Origin of the sequence: Xanthomonas albilineans (assembly GCF_009931595.1) — a bacterium.
Lineage (GTDB): Bacteria > Pseudomonadota > Gammaproteobacteria > Xanthomonadales > Xanthomonadaceae > Xanthomonas_A > Xanthomonas_A albilineans.
In genome coordinates this window covers 291,075-311,062 of record NZ_CP046570.1, presented here as the reverse complement: position 1 = coordinate 311,062, position 19,988 = coordinate 291,075, and the positions used below count along the sequence as shown (strand labels likewise).

Annotated in this window: 14 protein-coding genes; 6 read left to right on the top strand and 8 right to left on the bottom strand. The window is 62.8% G+C overall.

Annotated features, from left to right (window positions below; translation table 11 throughout):
* Nucleotides 1-118 precede the first annotated feature (118 nt).
* Nucleotides 119-2,020 carry a S53 family peptidase gene (locus XaFJ1_RS01310; RefSeq protein WP_012914886.1) on the bottom strand — a complete coding sequence of 634 codons (1,902 nt, stop codon included), beginning with the start codon at nt 2,018-2,020 and terminating at the stop codon, nt 119-121.
* A gap of 813 nt (nt 2,021-2,833) precedes the next feature.
* On the opposite strand from XaFJ1_RS01310, the gene XaFJ1_RS01305 reads away from it, so the two are divergent.
* A complete protein-coding gene (locus XaFJ1_RS01305) occupies nt 2,834-3,895 on the top strand; it encodes a glycerophosphodiester phosphodiesterase (RefSeq protein ID WP_012914885.1) in 1,062 nt (353 codons plus the stop codon).
* A 50-nt stretch (nt 3,896-3,945) separates the two neighbouring features.
* On the opposite strand, the gene glnE is transcribed toward XaFJ1_RS01305, so the two are convergent.
* The 7 genes from glnE to XaFJ1_RS01275 all read right to left on the bottom strand — a co-directional run bounded on the left by glnE (nt 3,946) and on the right by XaFJ1_RS01275 (nt 15,258).
* On the bottom strand, nt 3,946-6,786 hold the full coding sequence (gene glnE / locus XaFJ1_RS01300; protein ID WP_045756679.1) for a bifunctional [glutamate--ammonia ligase]-adenylyl-L-tyrosine phosphorylase/[glutamate--ammonia-ligase] adenylyltransferase: 2,841 nt from the start codon (nt 6,784-6,786) through the stop codon (nt 3,946-3,948).
* Between the two features lie 300 nt (nt 6,787-7,086).
* On the bottom strand, nt 7,087-7,266 hold the full coding sequence (locus XaFJ1_RS16455) for a hypothetical protein (RefSeq protein ID WP_045756678.1): 180 nt from the start codon (nt 7,264-7,266) through the stop codon (nt 7,087-7,089).
* A gap of 472 nt (nt 7,267-7,738) precedes the next feature.
* On the bottom strand, nt 7,739-8,026 hold the full coding sequence (locus XaFJ1_RS01295; RefSeq protein ID WP_012914881.1) for a GIY-YIG nuclease family protein: 288 nt from the start codon (nt 8,024-8,026) through the stop codon (nt 7,739-7,741).
* A gap of 241 nt (nt 8,027-8,267) precedes the next feature.
* Nucleotides 8,268-9,341, bottom strand: a complete 1,074-nt coding sequence (locus tag XaFJ1_RS01290; protein WP_012914880.1) for a 3-deoxy-7-phosphoheptulonate synthase — start codon at nt 9,339-9,341, stop codon at nt 8,268-8,270.
* 386 nt (nt 9,342-9,727) lie between these two features.
* The gene (locus tag XaFJ1_RS01285; RefSeq protein WP_012914879.1) at nt 9,728-12,607 is read right to left on the bottom strand and encodes a TonB-dependent receptor plug domain-containing protein; all 2,880 of its coding nucleotides are present in this window, start codon (nt 12,605-12,607) and stop codon (nt 9,728-9,730) included.
* Between the two features lie 605 nt (nt 12,608-13,212).
* Entirely contained in the window at nt 13,213-14,859 is a 1,647-nt protein-coding gene (gene groL / locus XaFJ1_RS01280; RefSeq protein ID WP_012914878.1) for a chaperonin GroEL, read from the bottom strand.
* 111 nt (nt 14,860-14,970) lie between these two features.
* A complete protein-coding gene (locus tag XaFJ1_RS01275; protein WP_012914877.1) occupies nt 14,971-15,258 on the bottom strand; it encodes a co-chaperone GroES in 288 nt (95 codons plus the stop codon).
* A gap of 255 nt (nt 15,259-15,513) precedes the next feature.
* On the opposite strand from XaFJ1_RS01275, the gene cutA reads away from it, so the two are divergent.
* The 5 genes from cutA (at nt 15,514) to accB (ending at nt 19,954) form a co-directional block, all read left to right on the top strand.
* Nucleotides 15,514-15,855: a divalent-cation tolerance protein CutA gene (gene cutA / locus XaFJ1_RS01270; protein ID WP_012914876.1), complete on the top strand. Its 342-nt coding sequence runs from the start codon at nt 15,514-15,516 to the stop codon at nt 15,853-15,855.
* A 19-nt stretch (nt 15,856-15,874) separates the two neighbouring features.
* Nucleotides 15,875-18,160 carry a protein-disulfide reductase DsbD family protein gene (locus XaFJ1_RS01265; protein WP_012914875.1) on the top strand — a complete coding sequence of 762 codons (2,286 nt, stop codon included), beginning with the start codon at nt 15,875-15,877 and terminating at the stop codon, nt 18,158-18,160.
* The gene (locus tag XaFJ1_RS01260; RefSeq protein WP_012914874.1) at nt 18,157-18,741 is read left to right on the top strand and encodes a TlpA family protein disulfide reductase; all 585 of its coding nucleotides are present in this window, start codon (nt 18,157-18,159) and stop codon (nt 18,739-18,741) included. Before XaFJ1_RS01265 ends, XaFJ1_RS01260 begins: the two co-directional genes overlap by 4 nt.
* A 201-nt stretch (nt 18,742-18,942) precedes the next feature.
* The gene (gene aroQ, locus XaFJ1_RS01255; protein WP_012914873.1) at nt 18,943-19,419 is read left to right on the top strand and encodes a type II 3-dehydroquinate dehydratase; all 477 of its coding nucleotides are present in this window, start codon (nt 18,943-18,945) and stop codon (nt 19,417-19,419) included.
* Between the two features lie 52 nt (nt 19,420-19,471).
* The gene (accB, locus tag XaFJ1_RS01250; protein WP_012914872.1) at nt 19,472-19,954 is read left to right on the top strand and encodes an acetyl-CoA carboxylase biotin carboxyl carrier protein; all 483 of its coding nucleotides are present in this window, start codon (nt 19,472-19,474) and stop codon (nt 19,952-19,954) included.
* Nucleotides 19,955-19,988: the final 34 nt, after the last annotated feature.

Sequence of the window (19,988 nt, the reverse complement as noted above, 5' to 3'; positions counted from 1 at the left end):
ATCTTCATATAATATATAAATAGAGCAGGTGAACCTTATGCACACCTGCCGCGATGCCAGATCCGCATCGCGCCCACGTCGACGCTGCGACGCGGGCGCGTGCTTTTACAGCGCGGCCTTACGGATTGCTGGCAGAACGCGGCACGCCCGCCGGGGCCGCATCCAACGCCCCGATCAGCAGACGCACGTCCGGGGTGCCCAGGCCCACCGTGTAGTTGTACTTGCCCTGGAGCGGCACATCGTTGCTGACCACGCCGTTGTAACCAAGAATGTTACGGTGGAACGCTTTCGCATAATTAGCCGCCAGCCGGTACAGGTATAAGTTGAGATTTCCCTGACGCCCCTGCTTTTCAACCAGCAGCGCGGCGACGCTGGCGAACTCGGGCGCAGCGACGCTGGTGCCGATGTACCCATGGAATTTACCCTTGTAGGCCGCCACCACCGCACTGGCGAAAGGCACACGGCCTTCCTGGCACGGCTGCGTCGCATTATCGGGACAACCACCGACCAACATACCGACATCGGGCAACAGCCGCATCTGGTCGGAACCGCCGCCCAGCGCCCGCGATTGATAGACAGGACGTTTGAAGATCGTACTAACACCTCCACCAGCCCCCCAGTAACCACCGGATAGCATCGCGCCCACATTGTAATAATCCTTGGAAATCAAAGGATCGGCATAGGCGGTCTCGCGCACGTAGCTGGAGTCGCCGCTACCTTTCTTGTAGGCGGTGAACAGATTGCCACCACCGACCGCGGTCACGTGCGGATTGACTGCGGGATGGTCGACACCCGCCACAAAGCGACCGTCCTTGCCATCGACAGCGTAATTCGTGTCCGCACAACTCAAGCCGGCGTTGTCGCCGCTGGAAGCAATGAAGGTGATGCCCTGCGCGTTGCCCTGCCGGAACAGCGCATCGTAGATGCGGAGTACCGGGGTGCCGTCCTTGCCGCCGTTGTAGGCTGGGGTGAAGTACAACTCGCAAGCACCGAACGAAACACTGACCACATCGGCCTCGTTGTCCTGCACGATCTGCCGATAACCGGCGAGAATCGATGCATCGCTGATATCAGGTATCACGTACAGAATGACATGCGCACCCGGCGCACCGCCCATGGCCATTTCCACATCCAATGCCGCCTCGCCCCCTGCACCGTCGATTTCCTCGTTGATTCCAGGCTTGGCACCGGCCACATAACGGCGTGCGTACAGCTTCGGATTGACATGGCCGGCACCATGGACGCTGAAATTTTCCTCGTCAAACAGCATGTCCACGTCCGAGTCCAACACATCGCTGGGAATCAAGATGGCGATGGTCGTGCCAGTCCCGTCGAGGCGTTGGTGATGGCCAGCCGGACCGATCGTCGCTTGGTAGGACGGATAGCCGTAGGCCTGCTTCAGATCGTTGTAGGTATAAATGCCGTTGGGACCACGGCGGTTATCCAGATTGACCAGCGGCATTTGCTTGGAATCCAAATGATACGGCACCGAGCCGCGTTGCAGGCCAGTGACGACGGCACCGCTATTGCGCAGGGCCGGCGGCAATTGCAAGGGGCTGGCAGCCGTCAGGCGAGCCTGCTTGCCCGCTTGCAGCTCCAAGGTCAAAGGTGCGGCGAACAAACGCTCGACACTGTCCGCGCTGGCGCTGACGTGCAAGGTCCCGCCCTCTTGGGTGACGTTCATATGCTCGGCCTGCAGGGCAGCACGCACCTTCGCCACCTGCGCCGGGAGCGGGCCGAAGCGGCTCGCGAATTCGTCAGTCGTCAACCAATGATGGTAGTTCTTCGATTGCGGATCCTGTCTGTCCGCCAATAACGTGTCCAGACCTGCCTCATCGCGCAACGGTAGATACACATCGAAGTTGACGGGTGTAGCGCGCAACGCACTGGTCATCGCGTCCAGGTTGGCGTTCTGAAGTGCGCCGTTCTGGTTCTGGACCGCTTGGGCACCACTGCACACGAGCATGGCAGCGGACAAAGCGGTGATCAGCAACCGCTGTTGGAGCATACGATCAATCATGGGAAATCTCTCCATTGGGTAGAGCAGGTGCGCGATGCATCGCGGCAGGTGTACATAAGCCTGACGCGGCACACACAGCCTGGCACAAAATTTTACTGACAGCAGGGGATTAGGAACGACTTAGCCGATGACAGAAAAAATCCATCGTCATTACGCTTGATTCGATAAAAACCACTATGGACATTTGCAATGCATAAGTTACTGCTTATTGCATCCAAAACTTTGACGCCATCCCATATTTGAGATTTTGGAAATAAAATACTCCGCTGTTCGAACGATGAAACGCCGCGCATCGACTTAATCGCACATGCACATCGTCACGCCACGCCCCTTACCATCCCGCGCCTTAATTCCGCGTAAAACACAATGCCTGCGCAGCAAACCTGAAATGCCGCTAGCTGAAACGTCGTTAACGCAATGTCGATGCACTCTCTCCGCGAATTTACCGCGTGCCCCTACATGGCTTACCGATCCTCGCCGCGTTGTTGTCGCTCCACTCGTCGCCTCGCCGATGCTGCTCATAAACCCTATGCGTTGCTCGCTACGCCACGCATGAATCCCATTTTAATAAATGGACAAAACCAGATCCAACAGGCACGGCGCATCATCGTCCTCATCAACATGCGCCATGTCCCGAACCTGATCGCTTTCAACGACAGCGCTCAAACGAGCGCTCGCCGCTGTTTGACACCATCACGCCACGGCAGATGTTCCTAACCGTAGACGCACACTTGCGAACGCGTGCATTCTGTCCAATCACAATTCAGAGTACATGCGATGATTCAAACTCCCCCCTGGTTATTGGGCTGTGCAATGGCGATAGTAGCGGTCACGGCGATGGCCGCATCGCGCGAGAGCAAACCGCTGGTGATCGGCCATCGCGGCGCCAGCGCGCTGCGCCCGGAACACACGCTGGCGTCTTACGCCAAGGCCATCGCCGACGGCGCCGACTACATCGAACCGGATCTGGTCTCGACCAAGGACGGCGTGCTGGTGGCGCGCCACGAAAACGAGATCGGCGGCACCACCGACGTCGCTACCCATCCAGAGTTCGCCGCGCGCAAGACGGTCAAGCAGATCGACAGGCAGCGCGTGGAAGGCTGGTTCACCGAAGACTTCACCCTGGCCGAACTGAAGACCTTACGCGCACGCGAGCGCCTGCCAGAACTGCGCAGCACCGCCTTCGACGACCAATTTCAGATCCCCACTCTCGACGAGATCATCGATTTCACCGCGGCCGAGTCGGCCACGCGCGGACGCCTGATCGGTCTGATCCCGGAAATCAAGCACGGCACCTACTTCAGCACGCACGGCCTGGCAATGGAGGGCAGGCTGCTGAAGACACTGGACGCACACACCTACACGCGCCGCGCGCCGGTGGTGATCCAGTCGTTCGAAATCGGCAACCTGAAAGCACTGCATCGCACACTTGGCCGCACGCATCCGAATGTACGCCTTGTGCAGCTGCTAGGCGACCCGAACGCGCGCCCAGGCGATCGCTTGAACGACGGTCCGACCTACGCGCAGATGGGCACTGCCCAGGGGCTGCGCGCAATCGCCAAATACGCACAATGGGTCAGCCCGAACCTGCGCGCGATCGTGCCGGTGGATGCGGATGGCGCTTTGGCCGGGCCAACGGCTTTCGTCGCCGATGCACATGCGGTTGGCTTGCAGGTGGTGCCCTATACCTTCCGTCCCGAAAACAGCTTTTTGCCCAAACAACTGCAGGACGCGCGCGGCCCTGCCGCGATAAACGTCGCCGGCAGCATCGCCGAAATACACGCATTGCTCGCCGCCGGCATCGATGGCTTCTTCACCGACGACCCGGCAGTGGGGCGCGCAGCGGTGGATGGCACCCCGCCACCGACGCGTTGACGTCGCGATGCCGACGGTTGTCTGACAGCCTATCCAACGTCGTGTTCCGCTCAGCGCGCGGCAGCATCGCTCCCGCGGCCCTCGACGAACGACAGGCCCAAGCGCGCAGCCACGTCGCGGATCGTCGCACGTGCGGCTTCGATTTCGACACTAGGGGCGGTCAATTGCGCACGCCGGTCCAGCGTGCATGACAGGCCAGCCTCCACCAGCACTGCATGTGCGGCATGCAGGCGCGCAGCCATCGTCGCCTCCAGCCAGCCGGCGTGCGCCAGCACGTCGATCAGCGTCGCGGTATCGCGCGGCTGTAGCAGCGCCGGTTGTTGCGCGGCACCGAGCAGCACGCCTGCCTGTGTCAGGAATTCCAGGTCGATCAATCCACCGGCGCCCTGCTTGAGATCGAAGCGCGCGGCATCGCTGCGGTCCAGCTCGGCCCGCATGCGCGCACGCATGCCACGCACCTCCTCGCACAAGGCCCCAGCTTCGCGCGTGCGCGCCAGAGTCTGCTCCCGCACCTGTTCGAAACGCTGCAACAGCGCGCTATCGCCGGCGACGCCACGCGCGCGTACCAGTGCCTGATGTTCCCACGTCCAGGCACGGTCGCGTTGGTACTCGCTGTAGCTCGCTAACGACGACACCAGTGCGCCCTTGCCCCCATCCGGACGCAAACGCACATCAATGTCGTACAGACGCCCACCACCGGTGACCGTACCGAGCAGCGCGATCACCTTCTGTGCCAGCCGTGCGAACCAGCGCCCGCTCTCCATTACCTTAGGTCCATTGGAGACCTCGACGCTGGACGGATGGTCGTACAGAAACACCAGATCCAGATCCGAACCGATGCCCAGTTCCAGCCCCCCAAGACTGCCGTAGCCGATGATCGCGAAGCTGCCGCCAGGTACCTGACCATGCGTCGCGACAAGCTCGGCATGCGCCAGACGCAGCACCGTCACCACCACCGCTTGGGCCAGTTGCGCGAGCTGACGGGTGCTGTGGAGCACAGGCTGACGTCGATCAAGCGTGGCCAACGCAATGCGGAAACTCAACGCCTGACGCGCTTCGTTGAGACTGCGCAGTGCCGCCTCCGGATCGTCGTCGGCAGCGGCCACGGCGCTATCGCATAACTGCTGCATTGCGGTCGGCTCCGGCATTGGCGCGGTCACGCGGCTGTCGAGCAATTCGTCGAGCAGCAGCGGATGTGCGACCAGACGCTCGGACAGGAAGGCGCTACGTGCCAGCACATCGACCAGCCGTTCCAGCGCACTGGGTTGCTCGTCGAGCAAGGCAAGGTAACTTGCACGACGCAGCACCGCCTGTAGCAAGCCGAGCACCCGGTGCAGCGCGGCATCGGCCTGCGCCGCGCGCGCGGTGGCATGCAGCAGCGCCGGTACGACACGATCCAGACGCGCGCGGGCGGCATCGGACAGACGACGCACCCCCTGCGACTGCGCAAACCCGCGCAACGCCTGATCGGCCGCTTCGGCCGCGGCAAAGCCGGCCTCGCGCAACACCTGCGCACGATCGCCGGCAGCCATATTGCGCCAGTAATCGGCTAGCGCGTCCGACGCCGGCGTGCGCCCGCGCGGCGCCAACAATTGGGCGAATTCGGCAGCAACACGGTCGCGCTGGCATTGCAACGCCGCATACAACTCGGCCCAGTCGGCATAGCCGAGACCGAAGGCGATGCGCGCGCGGTCCAATGGATCTTCCGGCAACGCATGCGTCTGCGCATCGCGTAGCATTTGTAGGCGATTCTCGACCCGACGCAGGAAACAATACGCCTGCGCCAGTGTTGCTCCATGAGCTTCCGCAACCTGACCGGCCGCGATCAATGCGTGCAAAGCAGACAATAAGCGGGGTTCGCGCAGTGTCGCTTCGCGGCCGCCGCGAATCAGTTGCAGCGATTGCACCAAGAACTCGATCTCGCGAATGCCGCCAGCACCACGCTTGATGTCGTCCAGGCGATCGTGGCGGGCCACTTCGGCGATGATCGCCGCCTTCATCGCGCGCAGACCATCGAGCGCGGTGTAGTCCAGATAGCGTCGGTATACGAACGGACGTAGCGACTGCAGCCAGTGTTCACCAGCGGCGACATCTCCGGCCACCGTGCGCGCCTTCAGCCATGCATAGCGCTCCCAGTCGCGGCCTTCACGCTGGAAATATTGGTCCATGCCGGCGAACGACAACGCCACCCGGCCGGCATTGCCGAATGGGCGCAGACGCAAGTCCACGCGGTGCACGAATCCATCGATGGTGGTTTCGTCGAGGAGCCGAGCCAGGCGCTGGCCGAGACGCGCAAAGTACTCCTCGGCGGCAAGCGGACGCGCGCCATCGGAATCGCCTCCCTGCGGATAGGCATAGACCAGATCCACGTCGGAAGAGAAATTCAATTCGCCGCCGCCGAGCTTACCCAGGCCAAAGACCACCAGCCGCTGCACACTGCCATCGGCAGCACGGACTACGCCGTGGCGCGCGGCGAACTCGCTTTCCAGCGCCTGCAATGCAAGCGCCAGGCAGTCTTCGGCAAGCTGCGTGCTGCCGGCAAGGGTCGTCTCGACGTCGTCCAGTCCCACCACGTCGCGCCACACCAGGCACGCCGAGGCGGCGGCACGATAACGGCGCAGCAGCGCAGGCCACGTCGCCGGTTGCGCCGGGTCCAGCACCGGCAACGGCAGCGGCGCCGGATCCGGTTGCGCAAGATGGGCGAGCAACGCTGGCTGCCGGCACAGCGTGTCGAGCAGAAAATCGCTGGCAAGCAGGGCACGCGCAAGGTCAGCATCGAAATCGGGACAGGACGGCCATGGCTGTGCCGCCACGGCTTGGCGCAACCGCGCCAGCTGACGGGCGAGCGTGGGCTGGAGAACTGCGGGGACCGATTGAGCGACAGTGGACATCGGCAGATTCTGGCATTGTCGCGTGCGCGCAGACAGCCTCTACGTATTAACGCCAGCGCAGCAACAACAGGCATAGACAGCATATGCGGCACAGTCGGCCAGAACCAACGACAAGGGCGCAATAAAAGAGACGGCGTGATAGTCGACGTCCCCGATTCCGAGGGGACAGCATCAAACCTGAGATTTCAGCTCGACCAACCAATCCCCGAGCCTACCACCTGCAACAGGTCATGACAGCATCGTCGCTATGGTCTGGGTTTGACCAATCGATACTACTTTTTGCCGCCGACTTTTGCGGCCTTATCGTCGACATGCGCGCATAACAGACCATCGCCGCAAGGCACTATGTCCGAGCGCCGGAAGAGTCTGCATCGCGTGCTGGATGTTCGTGCCGCTGAACTGATGCGACATGCCGAAGCCGTTGCTCTTTTGCTCGGCCACAATGCCGCTTTTGTCGGCGTTGAAGTGCAAATGATCCACACGAGTCAGCCCACGCTCCCGAGCATTCAGAGCCACACTTGGGCGAGCTTTTGTTCGTCGGCACTATTCCGTAGGATTTCGAGGGAGGTGGGGCAGAGAAAATATCGCCGTTAAAAAAACCCACTGGCAGCGAACTGCCAGCGGGCTTTGCTCCCTCCCCCACGTCGGGATGCGGCATGATCTTGAGCGCGTTTTTAGAAGAATGCACGCTGCAGTGCAAAATAAAACTGCATAGTTCATTTTGTTTGGATACTGCGCTTTCTGTCTACATTTTCCAGCACACAGCGTCCTATGACGAATCGGACCGAAGCGCAGGATGCACTCATGAATAATGGATGCCGATGTCTGCGCAACCTGGAGATGAGGACGTCTGGTACTGTGCGCCAACGATGTGGCCGAGCCATCATTGAAGCAATTTCAATCGCACTCCAGCGGAGAACACCCCTCGCGCCACAATCACCACTATCAGGGATCATGGCGCACTGTCGGATCCAGCGAGCAGTTCTGGCGCGCACAGGAACGCCAGCTTGCGTGCACGCGGCAGGCGTTTGAGCACCCATTCGGCGCGGGCAGCGGCGGCACGGTCCGGGTAGAGCCGGCTTGCCAGTAACCGTAACGGCGGATTGGCACGGGTGTACTTGGCGCCGCTGCCGCGCAGGTGCGCCTGGTAGCGCGCCTGCAGGTCGGGGGTAATGCCGGCGTAGTAGCTACCGTTGCGGCATTCGAGCAGATACAGGAACCAGGGTGTGGACACGGCCATGGTTGCATTATGCCGACCAAGCGGTGGCGCTGAACCGCTTGCATCCGATCTTTAACGCAAAACCACCCCCTTGCCAGCGCATGACACACACCGGCATACCGCAGTCACCACACAGGCGGATAAGGTCACCACCGGCGCGCAGCCGCCGATGCCCAAGCTCTCTCCCTTGGACATCGGCGGCGCGGCCGGCTCTATTGTTTAACGCATGTACCGAGCACGGCGCCAGATGCCGATGCTGCACTCAGGCCGCCTGCGCCGTTCCCGCACGGCGCCGCGCCCGCACGGCCTGCGCCAAGCGTTCCAGCACCTGTACCGAGGTGTCCCAATCGATGCAGCCGTCGGTGATGCTCTGACCGTAGACCAGCGGCTGGCCGGGACGCAGATCCTGGCGACCACCACGCAAATGGCTTTCTATCATTACGCCAACAATGCGAGGCTGCCCGGCTTCGAGCTGGCTGGCGATGTTCTGGATCACCTTGGGTTGGTTATCCGGATTCTTGGCGCTGTTGGCGTGACTGGCATCGATCATCAGCCGCGCCGGCAACCCGGCTTTCTCCAGCACCTGCGCGGCGGCAGCGACGCTATCGGCGTCGTAGTTGGGTTGCATGCCGCCGCGCAGAATCACGTGGCAATCTGGATTACCGGCAGTGGCCGCGACAGCGGTGTATCCATCTTTGGTCACTGCCAGGAAATGGTGCGGATGCGAGGCCGCACCAACCGCATCGACAGCGATCTTGACGTCGCCGCTGGTGCCGTTCTTGAAACCGACCGGACACGACAGGCCGGAGGCCATCTCGCGATGCACCTGACTTTCGGTGGTACGCGCGCCGATCGCGCCCCAGGCCACCAGGTCGGCGATGTATTGCGGCGAGATGATGTCGAGGAATTCCACGCCGGCGGGCAGGCCGAGGCGGTTGATATCGCGCAGCAGACCCCGCGCCAGACGCAAGCCCTTGTTGATGTCGAAGCTGCCGTCGAGATCGGGATCGTTGATCAGGCCCTTCCAGCCAACCGTCGTGCGTGGTTTCTCGAAGTACACCCGCATCACGATCTCCAGCGCATCGCCATAGGTGTCGCGCAACGGGCGCAAACGCTGCGCATACTCCAACGCCGCCACCGGGTCGTGGATCGAGCAGGGACCGATCACCACCGCCAAGCGGTCGTCCTGGCCATGCAAGATCGCGTGCAGCGCCGCGCGCGCGGTGGCGACGGTCTGCGAGGCGCTCTCATCGCAGGGCAACAAGGCCAGCAGTTGCGAGGGCGGGGTCAGCGGTTCGATCTTGCGGATGCGCAAATCGTCAGTATGGGGAGCCATGGGCATTTCTCATCGGGTGGCTGGGTGGTGCCAGATCCAGCGGCATGAAAAAAGCCGCCAGGTTCGCTGGCGGCTTTCGGGATGCGGCTGAAGTGTCCTTCAGCTTGAACGCCATCCTTCCTCCGCCAGCGGCATCGGAAAGCCGTAATACCAAAAGTAAAAGCTGCGGCAGGAAGCGATCATGGACACAGTGATAGCACAGGGTTGGAGAAAACACCACAGTTGCCGATGCAACCGATACGGCCGTGAAGCAGGCACGGAGGACTGGACATGCGCAGCATAAAAAGCATCGCTTCCATCGCATTGCCGGGCACCGCGACCGGTCACGCGGAAGAAAACGTAAACCATCGGCAACTGTAACTTTACCGAACTGCCCGCTATGGCACTTAAAAATCGAACACATACTCCGCCGCCACTTCGCGACCGACCGCGTCGTACAGCGTGGTGTTGTAGAACTGGTAGCCGTAGTAGCGCTCTTTGTTGTCGTAGCCGACGGTGTTGAACACGTTGTTGACGTACAGGTTGACCTTCATCTTCGGCGTGATGCGGTAACCGGCGGTGAGGTTCCAGTACAGCGCCGGGCCGACGCGGCCGAAGTAGCGGATGGTGCTCTCGCCGAAGTGGCGGTTCCCTCTGTCGGTGACCCGGCATTCGGCCGAGGGACTAGGCTGATAGCCGTCGTCGAAGCGCGTGCAGGTCCCCCAATTCACCGCCTCGGTGGAACCGAAGCGTTTGGCATACACGGTCAGATCCAGCGGGCCGCCATTCTCCCAATGCACGCTGCCGCGCAGCTTGGTGCGGACCTTTTGATCGCGCAGGTTCTTGTCGTCGTCGGTGCGGTAGGTCTGTTCGTGATAGCCGATCAGGTTGTTGTAATCCAGCGCGAAGTTGAAGTTGCCCCAGCGCGCGGTGGTCATGCGGTACTTTAGTGCGGCGTCGATACCGGACACACGCATCTGCGCGATGTTGATCGGCCCTTGTTCGATGCCGGTCACGCGGCCGGCGGCATCGCGCGACACCCGCGAAACGATGCGCGTGCAGTATTCGGCGCCACCGGGATTGACCCACACGCCGCCAGCAGTGGTCAGGCCGGTGCGACACCCCGCCTCGGCGCTGAGGACCTCGTCGCGATTGAGGTCCTTGATCATGTCCTGCAGGCGGATCTTGTAGTAGTCCGTGGTCAGCGACAGGCCTTCGGTGATATCCCAGACGAAACCGGTGGTCACCGAGCGTCCGTGTTCCGATTCAAGGTCCGGGGTGCCGCGACGATTGACCTGCATCAGGTAGTAGACGTCGCTGTTCTCGGCGTTGCAGGCACCGGTGAGGTAATACCCTTTCTGGATGCAGCGATATTGATCGATCACCGTTTGCTGGGTCGAGCTGGGTTCGCCGAGCACGTATTGCATATCCGGGGCACGGAAGCTGGTGGCGACGCTACCGCGCAACAACAACGTGCTGAGCGGTCGCCATTCCAGCCCTGCGCTCCAGGTGGTGTCGCTCTGCGTGCCGATGGCCGTGCCGAGATCGCTGCTGTAGGAGCGATAGTCGCCATAGCGGTCGTGACGCGCCGCGAGGCTTGCATTGAGCGAGGACAGCAGCGGCACATTGAATTCGATGCCGCCGGAATAACGCAGGCGTTCGCCACCGCCATGATCGACCACGTCCAGCGGATAGCAGTTGTTGGCGCAGGGATCCGGCACGAGTCGGTAGCCTTGCTTGGCCACTTCGCCGACCGCGGCGAACTTGATCGGCCCAGCCCATCCCTGGATCAGTTCACCGGTGATGTTGGCGCTGGCCTGGTTGACCCACGAATCGGCGCGGTTATCCGCCTTGACCGCCAACGCGTTGTACTGGGCACCGGTGAGTGGCTGGTACCAACGGTCTTCGTTCAGCGCGTAGATCGGCGTTCCGTCGGCGGTACTGCCCAACTGCGGGCCAAGGAAGTAGTCGGTAGCCTTCTGGGTGTCCACCGTCCGCACGTACTCGTCGACGGTATAACGCGCGCGGCCAATCGCCACTTCCCAATCGAAGCGGTCGGCGAGGCGGCCCTTGAGGCCAGCGCTCAGATCCCAGGAAAATTCCTTGGTGATATTGGCCAGGTTCTTCCAACCGCCGGATTCGTAGCGGGTCAACTGGCGGATCGCATACAGGTTGCGATCGCTATCGGTATCGTGGAACGGGCCCAGGTAGACGTAGGGCGGATCATAAGTCCAGTAGCCACGGCTCTTGGTCGTCGACAGCGTACTCCAGGCCTGCACGCCATTGTCGAAATCGAACGTGCCGTACAGATACGCCGAGCCGTTGTCGCCGCCCTTGGCGGCCAGCCAGTCGGCGTAGTCATGCGCCATCCCGCAATAGCGACCGCGATTGCGCACCGTATCGCTGTTGTAGTCATAGCTCAGCCGCTGCGCATCGATGAACTGGCCACCGAAGCGCGCGCAGGTGCCGCTGGGCGGAGCCAGGCGTTGATTGCTGTCGGCATCGATCAGGCTCAAGCCGGTGAATGGATTGAAGCCATATTTACGCGCCTGCGCGGTCCAGTTGCTGTACGACTCGTCGTTCTGAGAATCCATCTTCGGTCGTTCGCCCACCGACAGCGGATCGCGCCGCGTCCACTGCAATGCGTAGGTGAGATTCCACTTGTCGCCGCCGTGACCGCCGACCCAGGACAGGTCGAACACGTCGCGCCCACCTTCGGTCGCGGTGCCGCCACGCACGCGCAACTGGTTGCCCGTGTAGCCCTTTTTCAGGATCACGTTGATGACGCCGGCCACGGCATCGGAGCCGTAGATCGCCGATGCACCGCCGGTGAGGATCTCAATCCGCTCCACTGCCGCAGAAGGAATATTGGCAAAGTTGGCGAAGTTGCTCTCGCCGGCATAGGGCTGCGGATAGTCGGCGACACGATGGCCGTTGACCAACAACAACGTGCGCCCGGGACCGAGGTCGCGCAGGTTGATCGGCGCGGCGTTGGGCGTATGCGAACCGTATTTGGTATCGGCCTCGACGCTGCCTTGCTGGTTAAGCGTCTTGAGCACGTCGTAGACGGTCAGAAAGCCTTCCTGCTGGATCTGCTGTGCGCTGATCACCAGTACCGGCTCGACACCCTCCACCTCGGCGCGCTTGATCCGCGAACCGGTGACCACGACCTGACCGAGATCGGTGGCATCGGCGTCCGGACTGGCGCTTTGCGCCCGCGCGTCGGGGGCGGCATACAGCGCCAGCACGATGCCGAACGCGAGGGTGGTGAAAGACCGGATGTGCATGCGCTGTCCCCTGCGGCTAGAAATGAAGGTGCCGTCGCAACGCGACGGCGTGCAGCGTCCTTTTCGCCGCCTCGCGCCCACGGCAGCGCCGCGCATGCCACCGGCACGCGCCACCCTGCGCCGGCCACGGCGCACAGAAAAAGGACGAACATACGGGCCTACAGCTCCCCTGATACCCGTACTTCCTAAGCTGCATGGCGTCGACAACCCTGTCAACACACTGACACGGGAGAGCTGTAGACGGTTTCGACATTGTGCGTGATTCGCCATCGCGCAGATGGATTCCCGCCGTAGCGTGGCGGCTGCCAGGAGACGGTCCGTGTACCGGCAACACGGTGTCCGACTCATCCTCGATTGCAGCGAAACGACGTATCGCTGCGGCCGAAGATCGACCAGCTGGTGCTGTCCAGAGATGTGCTGATCGAGTTGGCAGACCAGGGCAACCCTGGTGACTCGCACGCGCTGTGCAAGTACAGCGTTTAGCGCATCGACATGCCGACCCCGATGAGCATCGCAACCGTGGCCGGCAACGGACAAAAAAGAGCCCCGCATCGCTGCGGGGCTCTTTTGACTGCGTGACGCAGGGTCTGCAAAGGCCGGCTGGATCAGAAATCCATGCCGCCCATGCCACCCATGCCACCGCCCATACCGCCCGGCGCGGCCGGCTCGTCCTTCTTCGGCGCTTCGGCCACCATCGCCTCGGTGGTGATCATCAGGCCAGCGATCGAGGAAGCGTTCTGCAGCGCCGAACGGGTCACCTTGGTCGGATCCAGGATACCGAACGCGACCATGTCGCCGAACTCGCCTTTAGCAGCGTCGTAGCCGAAGTTGCCGGTGCCTTCCTTGACCTTATTGAGAATCACCGACGGTTCTTCACCAGCGTTGGTGACGATCGCGCGCAGCGGCGCTTCCATCGCGCGCAGCGCGATCTGGATGCCGTGGGTCTGATCTTCATTGTCGCCCGTGAGCGAACCGATCGCGCTCAGCGCGCGCACCAGCGCCACGCCGCCGCCGGGGACCACGCCTTCTTCCACTGCGGCACGGGTGGCGTGCAGGGCATCTTCGACGCGTGCCTTCTTTTCCTTCATCTCGATTTCGGTCGCAGCACCGACCTTGATCACCGCCACACCGCCGGCCAGCTTGGCCATGCGCTCCTGCAACTTCTCCTTGTCGTAGTCGGAGGAGGTCTCGGCAATCTGCAATTCGATCTGCTTGATGCGCGACTCGATCGCGGCCGTATCGCCGACGCCATCGATGATGGTGGTGTTCTCCTTGGAAACCTGTACCTTCTTGGCGCGGCCCAGATCCTTCAGGGTCGCCTTCTCGAGGGACAGACCCACCTCCTCGGAGATCACGGTGCCGCCAGTCAGCACCGCCATGTCTTCCAGCATCGCCTTGCGGCGGTCGCCGAAGCCAGGAGCCTTGACCGCCACGACCTTGACGATGCCACGAATGGTGTTGACTACCAGAGTCGCCAGCGCCTCGCCTTCCACTTCCTCGGCGACGATCAGCAGCGGCTTGCCGGCCTTGGCCACGCCTTCCAGCAACGGCAGCAGGTCACGCACGTTGGAGATCTTCTTGTCGTGCAGCAGGATGAACGGATCGTCCAAGTCGGCCGACTGGCTCTGCTGGTTGTTGATGAAGTATGGCGACAGGTAGCCGCGGTCGAACTGCATGCCTTCGACCACATCCAGTTCGTTGACCAGGCCCGAGCCTTCCTCGACCGTGATCACACCCTTCTTGCCGACCTTCTTCATCGCATCGGCGATGATGTCGCCGATCGACGCGTCGGAGTTGGCGGAGATGGTGCCGACCTGGGCGATGGCCTTGTCGTCGGCGGTGGGCTTGCTGATCTTCTTCAACTCGACCACGGCGGCCGCAACCGCCTTGTCGATGCCGCGCTTGAGGTCCATCGGGTTCATGCCGGCAGCCACGGCCTTGGAGCCTTCGCGGATCAGCGCCTGCGCCAGCACGGTGGCGGTGGTGGTGCCATCGCCGGCGTTATCGGACGTTTTGGAGGCGACTTCCTTCACCATCTGTGCGCCCATATTTTCGAACTTATCCGCCAGTTCGATTTCCTTGGCGACGGAGACGCCGTCCTTGGTGATGTGCGGGGCACCGAAGCTCTTCTCGAGCACGACGTTGCGGCCCTTCGGGCCAAGGGTGGCACTGACGGCATTGGCGAGGATGTTGACACCGCGCACCATGCGCGAACGGGCGTCTTCGCCGAAACGGATATCTTTGGCAGCCATATGGGTAACTCCGGAATGCGTGATTTGGGGATGAGGAATCGACCGGCAACGCCGGGCTGAGAGCACAGGGAGCGCACTGCGCGTCCCGCGTCCAACCCCGCGCTGAGGCTTTTAGCCGACGACGGCCAGGACGTCGTCTTCGCGCAGCACCTTGTACTCGACACCTTCTGACTTGTAGCTGGAACCGGCGTACTGGCCATAGATGACCTTGTCGCCAACCTTCAGCGCCGGCGCGCGCACGCTGCCGTTGTCCAGCGGCTTGCCGGGGCCTACAGCCACGACTTTGCCCTTGGTGGACTTTTCCTTGGCCGAATCCGGGATCACGATGCCGCCGGCGGAGATTTCGTCGGCTTCGATCGGCTGGACTACGACGCGGTCGTAAAGCGGCTTGATGCTCATTGAGAGAGACCTCTTAAGTAATTGACTGGTCTAAAAAATTTCGGCGGTATTAGCACTCGCGCATGACGACTGCCAGCAACGCTCGCGAAAAAACCCGGCACACCGGGATGCGCAAGATGTAGTGCCACGACCAGAGATTTCAAGGGCCGGAAGCAAAAAAATTTCGCTCAGGCTGTTCCACAACACACACCAACCTCCAGGCAGCACCCTGGGCACCCCGCCAAAGCCACGGCGACGTCCTTATACTGTGGATGTATGGCCTCGCCCGCGCTACGCTTGTTGTTCAGCACCTGCCCCGATGTGGCCAGCGCCACTCGGATCGCGCTAGCACTGGTCGGCGAACGACTGGCCGCCTGCGTCAGTCGCATGCCGGGCCTGCACTCCACCTACCGCTGGCAGGGTACGGTGGAGCAGACCGACGAAGTACTGCTGCTGATCAAAACCGCTGCCGACCGGCTGCCCGCATTACGGCAGCGGCTATGCGAACTGCACCCTTACGAGGTCCCCGAACTGCTCGAAGTCGAGGTTACAGATGGCCTGCCCGCCTACCTGCAATGGCTACATGCCCAAACCCGTGAAGAACTAGAAGAACCATAACTAGAAGAATCATAAGCCGATGAACTTGCTCCATCGTGTCACCGCCCTGTGCCTGCTGGCCATGGCCGCCTTCCCCGCCTTAGCGATCAGCGAAAAAGACCTGCTGCCGGTGGACCAGGCCTTCGTGCTGAGCGCGCAGGCGCCCGAGCCCGGCCGCATCGTGCTGCACTGGAACATCGCCAAGGGCTATTACCTGTATCGGCACCGGATCGCGGTACGGGTGATCGACGGCTTCAAAGCCAATCCAACCCTGCAACTGCCGGCCGGACACAAGAAGACCGATCCGTATTTCGGCGAAGTGGAAACCTACCGTAACGAACTAACCGCCGTGCAAAGCGGCCTCGCCGCACCCGGCACCACACGCCTGCAAATGGAAGTGCGCTACCAGGGCTGTGCCGACGCCGGCGTGTGCTACCCGCCGCAGAAACGCATGCTCGAGGTGATGCTACCTGCGGTCGTTGCCGCGGATGCGGCGCCGCCCACCACGTCTGCGCTGCCAAGCAACCGCTCAGGTGCCGAGGAAAAACCGCTGTTCGGCCCCAGTGCCGCTACCGACGCGCTGCAAGGCCTGCCGCTGCCGTCGGACCAGGCCTTCGGCTTCGAAGCCATCGTCAGCGACGGCAATACGTTGCTGTTGCGTTTCACTCCCGCGCCAGGCTACTACCTGTACCGTGACCGCACCGCGCTGGCGCTGGAAGGCGCTCCCGGCATCCGCACAGGCATGCCGCGCTGGCCGCAGGGCCGCTCACACCAAGACGAGCATTTCGGCAACGTGGTGGTCTACTTCAGCCAAAGCGAGGTGACCGTACCGCTGCAACGGCAGCGCACCAATGCCGCCGAGGCGACCTTGGTGGCCACCTTCCAGGGTTGTCAAACCGACGGCATCTGCTATCCGCCCATGACGCGGCGCGTGAAGCTGTCGCTCCCCAAAGGCACGCTCACTCCGCTCAATCAAGCGACGGTGACGCCGCTACTGGTGAGCCCACTGGACAGCCGCCAGACCGACGCCAACAACGCGACCACCACTGCCAGTCAAGCGACAGCGCCTACGCCCAAACCCACGCCGGCTGCCTCGGCGCACAGTGACGCACGCCGCGCCCCGCCGCCGCACGCACCGCAAAACCTGCTGTGGATCCTGCTGCTGGCACTGGGAGGCGGCCTGGTACTGAACCTATTGCCGTGCGTGCTGCCGATCCTGTCGTTGAAGGTCCTGGGCTTGGCACAAAGCGGCGAAAGCCGCAGCCGCGCTCGCCACCATGCGCTCTGGTACACCCTGGGGGTATTGACCTCCTTCGCCGTGGTCGGCGGTATCGCCGTCGCCGCGCGTCTGCTGTGGGGCTTCCAATTGCAGCGCCCGGGCTTCGTCGCAGTGCTGGTGTATCTGATGTTCGTGGTCGGGCTCAGCCTGTCCGGCGTGTTCACCCTCAGCACCAATCTCGGCGGCCTGGGCCAATCGCTGTCGGCACGCAGCGGACCGGTCGGCGATTTCTTCACCGGCGTGCTGGCCTGCGTGGTGTCCAGTGCCTGTATCGGCCCATTCATGGGTCCGGCGCTGGGCTATGCGCTGACCGCACCACCGGCCACGGCCATGCTGGTGTTCCTGACCCTGGGCCTGGGCTTGGCGCTACCGTTCCTGCTGATCGGCTTCGTGCCGTCCCTGGCTACGCGGCTGCCCAAGCCGGGGGCGTGGATGGAAACGCTCAAGCAAGTGCTGGCGTTCCCGATGTACCTGACCGCGATCTGGCTGCTCTGGGTGCTGGGCAAGCAGCGCGGGGTGGACGCGGTGGCCTTGCTGCTGATCGGCGCCACGCTGCTGGCCCTGGGCCTGTGGTGGTTCGAGCGCGCACGCTGGCGCGGCCATGCGCTGGGGATGCGCGCGGCCAGCGTATTGCTGCTGCTGGCGCTGTTGCCGGCCTGGGGCGTGACCCGACTGCCTCCGCCCAGTGCCACGATGGAAGAGGGCAATACCGTGGCCTATTCGCCAGAAATGCTCGACCGTCTGCGCACCGACAACCGCGTGGTGTTCGTCAACATGACCGCGGACTGGTGCGTCACCTGCAAGGCCAATGAGCGCAACGTCTTCCGCAGCGACGCGTTTCGCGACACGCTCAAACGCGTGGACGCGGTGTACATGAAGGGCGACTGGACCAACGAGGACCAGCGCATCAGTGCCTTCCTCGCCGAGCACAAAGCGGTCGGCGTGCCACTGTACGTAGTCTACGGCCCCGGTGCGCCGCCGACCGTGCTGCCACCAGTGCTGACCCAGGCCGTAGTCGAAGACGCGCTGCTACGCGCGGCACGATGACCGCCACGCCGCGACGCCTGCTTGTGGTCGCGGCGGTCGCGGCGGTGCTGGGGATGATCGCCGCGCAGGGATGGCAACGTACGCGGCTGACGCGCTCAATTCCTGCGGCGCCCGCCGACGATCCCGCCGCACACGCGCTCGCCGCACGGCCAGGCGAGCACGCACCGACGCTGCGCCTCACCACGCTCAATGGCGAACGCATCACCCTGGGGCAGTTCCACGGCAGGCCGCTGTTGATCAACGTCTGGGCCAGTTGGTGCGAACCGTGCGTGCGTGAAATGCCGGAACTGGAGCGTCTGGCGCGCAGGCCAAGCAAAGGCGGCTTGCAGGTGTTGGGCATCGCCCTGGACCGGGTCGAGGACGTGCGCGCATTCCTGCAACGGGTGCCGATCGGCTACCCGATCGCGCTGGAGACCCCCGGCCCGACCGACGCCAGCGTGCGCCTGGGCGACACTCGGGGCTTATTGCCTTATAGCGTGCTGATCGACGCCGATGGCCGCATTGTGAAACAGAAACTCGGTCCGTTCGCCGCAGGCGAGGCCGAGCGCTGGACACGCGACAGCAGCTCGCCAGCGTATTGAACGGCACAACGCAGGCGATCCGGCACGGATTGGAACCGTGGCACCACAACGCCGACAAGATGCTCTTGGACGCGCGCCTAGCCCAGCGCAGAAGGGAATCGGCAAAGTCAAACACATGTTTAAAACATCTGCAACTTCGCCGAACTGGACAGCAATGCCGGCTTCGCGCAGACTGCCGCCCTTTCCAATGCTGTGTCCCCGATGGCGCGACTGCTGCTACTGCATGGTCCAAACCTCAATCTGCTCGGCAGCCGCGAACCGGACGTGTACGGGCACGCCACGCTGGCGCAGATCGATGCGGCACTGCTGGCACAAGCCAATGCCGCTGGTCACCAGTTGGACAGCCTGCAATCCAACGCCGAGCATGTGCTGGTGGAGCGCGTGCAAGCCGCACGCGACGATGGTACCGCGTTCATCCTGATCAACCCGGCCGCGTTCACCCACACCTCGGTGGCGTTGCGCGATGCACTGGTGGCGGTGGCGGTTCCATTCATCGAAATCCACCTATCCAATCCGCATAGCCGCGAGCCGTTCCGCCACCACAGCTATTTCAGCGATCGCGCGGTCGGTGTGGTCTGCGGATTCGGTGCCGACAGCTACCGCTATGCGATGGACGCGGCGCTGACGCGGCTGGGAGCGGGCGCATGCGCCATCCAGGCACGCAGCATTCCTGTCTAAGTCGCCGGGCAACGCGCCCGGTCTTTATTCCGATTCACCTCACGAGGCCGTTATGGATCTGCGCAAAATCAAGAAGCTGATCGACCTACTGGAAGAATCCAATCTCGCCGAGATCGAGATCAAGGAAGGCGAGGAAAGTGTGCGCCTGGCGCGCACGCCCAAGGGCATGGTCGGCAGCGCGCCGCAGTATGTCGCCGCACCGCCGGCGGCGGTGCCTGCACCGACCGCCGCGATGCCGATGCATTCGCCGACCGAGGCCTCCACCGGCGGCAGCGCCAAGCCCGGCAACGCCCTGCCCGAGGGCCACGTGCTACGTGCGCCGATGGTCGGCACCTTCTACACCTCGCCGTCCCCGGACAAGCCCGCGTTCGTCAGCGTCGGCCAGACGGTGAAGATCGGCGAGACCCTGGCGATCATCGAAGCAATGAAGATGTTCAACCCGATCGAAGCCGACGTCGCCGGCACCATCGTCGCGATCCTGGGCGAAAGCGGCCAGCCCGTGGAGTTCGACCAGCCACTGTTCGTGATCGGTTGAAGCCCGGGACTCGGGACCGAGACACGTGACTCGG